Raw genomic sequence first — 467 nt, 5'->3', positions numbered from 1 at the left:
GACGTGAACGGGCAGAACGCGATGAAGCCCGGCAGCGATGGCCGCAGCCCCGGCGAGCAGCCGGTGGAACGGCTGGGCAAACCGCTGCTGCTGGCCGAAGCCCCGCACCATGTGGCCTGGACCACACCGGCCAGCGCCGTGGCCTATGCCGGGCAGAACCTGCAGATGACCGTACAGCAGGATCTGCACGTCAGCGCCGGCGAGACCATCGCCACCGTTTCCGGCGAGCATGTTTCGCTGTTCGCGCAGAGCGGCCCACTGCGGGTGATTGCCGCGCAGGGGCCGGTCAGCCTGCAGGCCAACGATGGCGAGCTGGAGCTGCTGAGCGACCAGGCATTGACCATCACCGCCACCGACGATCGCATCGACGTGCTGGCGCAGACCAAGGTGGTGCTGCAGGCCGGCAGCAGTGCGATCACGCTGGAAGGCGGGAACATCACGTTCAGCTGCCCGGGCGAGTTCAAGGT

At 67.9% G+C, this 467-nt stretch carries 1 protein-coding gene; it reads left to right on the top strand.

Annotated elements, in window-relative coordinates; genetic code table 11:
• Positions 1-467, top strand: a 467-nt coding sequence (locus QMZ26_RS21225; protein WP_283222596.1) for a DUF2345 domain-containing protein, incomplete at both ends; no start/stop codon positions are given.

The sequence above is a fragment of the Stenotrophomonas sp. PFBMAA-4 genome, from assembly GCF_030053215.1.
GTDB lineage: Bacteria > Pseudomonadota > Gammaproteobacteria > Xanthomonadales > Xanthomonadaceae > Stenotrophomonas.
This window is presented reverse-complemented; position numbering and strand designations above follow the sequence as displayed.